The sequence below is a fragment of the Albidovulum sp. genome (assembly GCF_008933605.1).
Classification (GTDB): Bacteria; Pseudomonadota; Alphaproteobacteria; order Rhodobacterales; family Rhodobacteraceae; genus Albidovulum.
Genome location: NZ_WBUS01000219.1, coordinates 1 through 3,869, shown reverse-complemented (window position 1 = coordinate 3,869; position 3,869 = coordinate 1). Strand labels below are relative to the sequence as shown.

The window sequence follows — 3,869 nt, the reverse complement described above, 5'->3', positions numbered from 1 at the left end:
CCCCCCGGCCCCGTCGAGCGCGGCGAAGAGCGCCGCGCGGCGCGCCGCGTCGGCGCCCGACGTCCAGAGGGTCGCATAACCATGCTCGCGGTAGAACCCCGCGACGGCCTCCTCCTCGGCCGCGCTTTCGGCCACCGCCTGCCGGAACGCGAGGTCAGCGGGCGTGAGCGCGAAAAGCGGCGCGGCCGCAAGCTGGATCGAGAGCGCGGCGACCGCTGCCAGGGCCACCCTTCCGGCGCGCCGGGAAGACGTCATGAAAACCTCTTTCGAGAATCCGCAGGCTGGTTTCCGACAGTGTCCGGCATTCGCCGGGGCAAGTCCATTCGCCTGCCCCCTTTCCCGCGTGCGGCGCAAAGCAAGCTGTCGCTTTTCGGCAACGCCTTTTCGAATTGAGCGGCATCGAATCCACAGATGTGGCGATTCAGCGAATTCTTGCCGATGCGGCTTGAATTTCCGTCCTGTGCACAATTGTCCGGTTGGCGCGGGAATCGAGTTATGCAATAAAAGCGTAGCACTTGGGGAACTCAATAAACTCAAGCCGTTGAAAAGACGGCGGAATGAGCTACGGGACAGGCGTTTGCCATGGCAGATCTGACGGCTTCGGGTTTCACTCGGCGTGGGCTTCTTGGTGTTTTCGCGGCAACAGCCGTGGTTGCAGCACCGACCTGCTCCAACGCTTTCGGTTTCCTGCGGGGCGCCGGCGACATCCGCCGTATCCGCATGTATTCCGGCCGCACCGGCGAGAAACTGGATACGATCTACTGGATCGAGGGCGAATACATCCCCGAGGCGTTGAACGAGATCACCTACTTCATGCGCGACTGGCGGTCCGACAAGACCAAGGACATCGACCCGCGCACCGTGGACATCGCCGCCGCCGCCCACCGGCTTCTCGATGTCAGCGAGCCCTACATGCTCCTCTCCGGTTACCGGACCGCACAGACCAACGCGATGCTGCGGTCCTCCTCGCGCGGGGTCGCGCGGAACTCGCTGCACATGAAGGCCCAGGCCGCCGATCTCAGGCTCCGCTCGCGCAGCGTCTCGCAGATGTACCGCGCCGCCTCGGCCTGCGAGGCGGGCGGCGTCGGGAAGTACTCGCGCTCCAACTTCGTCCACATGGACTGCGGCCCGATCCGCACCTGGGGCGCCTGAACCCACGCTGCCCGCTCTCACGGATTCTCGTTGCGCCCTGCGCCTGCCGCGCGCCGGAGAGATCGCCGCGTTCCGGTAACCCCGCCGGTCGCCGCCGCGCCGAGCCGTTTCATTCCCGTCCGCCCCGGTTCAACGTCCCCGGCATCCATCGGGTCAAGAGAGTCTCCATGCTGCCGTCGCCGGACGCGCCCGACGCATCGGGGCGGGGCGCCTATTGGGCGATGCCCTCCGACGCGCTCCTTGGCGCACTGGGAGCCTCGCCGGCGGGGCTCACCTCCGCTGAAGCCGCCTCCCGGCTTGGGCGCCTCGGTCCCAACTCGATCCGCCCCGCACACGACACCTCGGCCCTGAGGGCCTTCGCGCGGCAGTTCCGCAGCCCGCTCGTCCTCATCCTGATCTTCGCGGCCGTGGTTTCGGCCTTCGTCGGCGAGGGCAGCGAGTCCCTCATCATCGCGCTGATCGTGCTGGCGAGCAGCCTTCTCTCCTTCACGCAGGAATATGGCGCCTCCCGCGCGATGCAGGCCCTCGCCCGGCGCATCGCCCGCCGCGTCACCGTGCTCCGAGATGGCATGGAGACGCAGCTCGAGGTGGATGCGGTCGTGCCCGGGGACGTGGTCGTCCTCTCCGCCGGCACGCTCGTTCCCGCCGAAGGCGTGCTCCTTGAGGCCCGCGACTTCGACGTGAGCGAGGCCGCCCTCACGGGCGAGACCTTCCCGGTCACCAAGGCACCCGGCCTCGCGCCCGCCGAAGCGCCGGTCGGGCCAGCGGACGAATGCCGTCTTCGCCGGAACCTCGGTGCGTTCCGGCACGGCGAGGATGCTCGCGGTCCATACCGGCAGGCAGACGGAGGTTGCCGGCATCGCGCCCACGCTGGCTCGGCGCGAGCCCGAGACCGAGTTCGCCCGCGGCATCCGCCGCTTCGGCTACCGGATGACCGAGGTGATGCTGGTCATCGTGCTGCTCGTCTTTCTCGCCAACGTCCTGCTCGACCGGCCGACGGTCGATGCCCTGCTTTTCGCGCTGGCCCTCGCCGTCGGGCTCACGCCCGAGCTTCTGCCGGCGATCATCAGCGTGACGCTCGCGCGCGGGGCGCGCACGCTCGGCGCCAGGGGCGTGATCGTGCGCCGGCTCGACGCCATCGAGAACCTCGGCAGCATGGACCTCCTCTGCACCGACAAGACCGGCACGCTGACCGAGGGGGCGATCCGTCTCGACGCGGCCACCGACGCGACCGGCGCGGCCTCGGCCGAGGTCCGACTCTGGGCGCTTCTGAATGCCCGGCTCCAGACCGGGATGGCCAACCCCCTCGACGCCGCCATCGCCGCCGAGGCCGGAGAGGCGGACGCAGCCGCGCTGGCCTCCTACACGAAGGTGGACGAGGTCCCCTGTGATTTCGTTCGCAAGCGGCTGTCGGTAGTGGTGCGGGTCGCGGGCGAGACGGACGATCTTCTCATCTGCAAGGGCGCAGTCGAGTCCGTCGCCGCCGCCTGCGACTGGGTGCTTGACGGGGCCGCCGCCCGCCCGCTCGACGCCGCCACGAGGGAGACGATCGAGACCCGCCTCAGGGACTGGAGCCGGGCCGGCTTTCGCACTCTCGGCCTCGCCATCCGCCGGCTGCCCCGCCGCGCCGCCTACGGCACGAGGACGAGGCCGGGCTCGCCTTCGCGGGCTTCCTCCTTTTCCTCGACCCGCCGAAATCCGGAATGGCGGACACACTGCGCGATCTCGCCGGGCGTGGCATTGCGGTGAAGATGATCACCGGCGACAATCGCTACGTCGCCGCGCACCTGGCCGCGACTGTCGGCCTGCCGCACCGCCACGTCCTGACCGGGGCGGACCTCTCGCGCCTGACGAAGGAGGCGCTTGCGGCCCGCGCGCCGGCGACCGACATCTTCGCCGAGATCGACCCGAACCAGAAGGAACGGATCATCGCCGCGCTGCGCCAGCGCGGGCATGTCGTCGGCTACCTCGGCGACGGCATCAACGACGCGCCGGCGCTGCACGAGGCCGATGTCGGCATTTCCGTGGACGGCGCCGTGGACGTGGCGCGCGAGGCCGCCGACATGATCCTGATGCGCCGCGACCTCGGCGTGATCGTGCGCGGCGTGGACGACGGCCGCGCGACCTTCGCCAACACGATGAAGTACATCGCCATCACCACGAGCGCGAATTTCGGCAACATGGTCTCGATGGCCGTCGCCTCGCTCTGGCTTCCCTTCCTGCCGCTCCTCGCGCCGCAGATCCTGCTCAACAACTTCCTCTCGGACCTGCCCTCGCTCGCCATCGCCACCGACCGGGTGGACCGTGACGACCTCCGCCGCCCGCACCGCTGGGACATCGGCCAAGTCCGCCGCTTCATGCTCGCCTTCGGCCTCGTGAGCTCGGCCTTCGACTTCATCACCTTCGCCTTCCTCCTCCTCGTCGCGCATGCGACCGAGGCGTTGTTCCAGACGGCGTGGTTCGTGGAGTCGCTGCTGACGGAACTTGCCATCGTGCTCATCGTGCGCACCTGGCGCCCCGCCTGGAAGAGCCGGCCGAGCGCGCTCCTCTCCTGGCTCTCGCTCGCGGTCGGCGCCCTCGCGCTCGCCCTGCCCTACCTGCCCGGCGCCGGCTGGTTCGGCTTCGTCTCCCTGCCGCTGCCGGTCATGGCGGGGCTTGTCGCGATCACGCTGGCCTATCTCGCCGCCTCGGAGGCGACCAAGCATCTCTACCTCGCC

Annotated in this window: 3 protein-coding genes and 3 pseudogenes; 5 read left to right on the top strand and 1 reads right to left on the bottom strand. The window is 69.3% G+C overall.

The features are described from left to right. Positions 1-255, bottom strand: a pseudogene (locus F9K34_RS17600) (L,D-transpeptidase family protein); the annotation flags it as partial. A 327-nt stretch (positions 256-582) separates the two neighbouring features. On the opposite strand from F9K34_RS17600, the gene F9K34_RS17595 reads away from it, so the two are divergent. The 5 genes and pseudogenes from F9K34_RS17595 to F9K34_RS17580 form a co-directional block, all read left to right on the top strand. Further along, a complete protein-coding gene (locus F9K34_RS17595; RefSeq protein WP_291338413.1) occupies positions 583-1,152 on the top strand; it encodes a YcbK family protein in 570 nt (189 codons plus the stop codon). 167 nt (positions 1,153-1,319) lie between these two features. Further along, positions 1,320-1,874, top strand: a pseudogene (locus F9K34_RS19080) (cation-transporting P-type ATPase); the annotation flags it as partial. Between the two features lie 61 nt (positions 1,875-1,935). Then, a pseudogene (locus tag F9K34_RS17590) lies at positions 1,936-2,364 on the top strand (HAD-IC family P-type ATPase); the annotation flags it as partial. 81 nt (positions 2,365-2,445) lie between these two features. Then, on the top strand, positions 2,446-2,901 hold the full coding sequence (locus F9K34_RS17585) for a hypothetical protein (protein WP_291338414.1): 456 nt from the start codon (positions 2,446-2,448) through the stop codon (positions 2,899-2,901). Further along, on the top strand, positions 2,856-3,869 hold a 1,014-nt coding region (locus F9K34_RS17580; protein ID WP_291338412.1), incomplete at its 3' end, for an HAD-IC family P-type ATPase. The genes F9K34_RS17585 and F9K34_RS17580, both read left to right, overlap by 46 nt.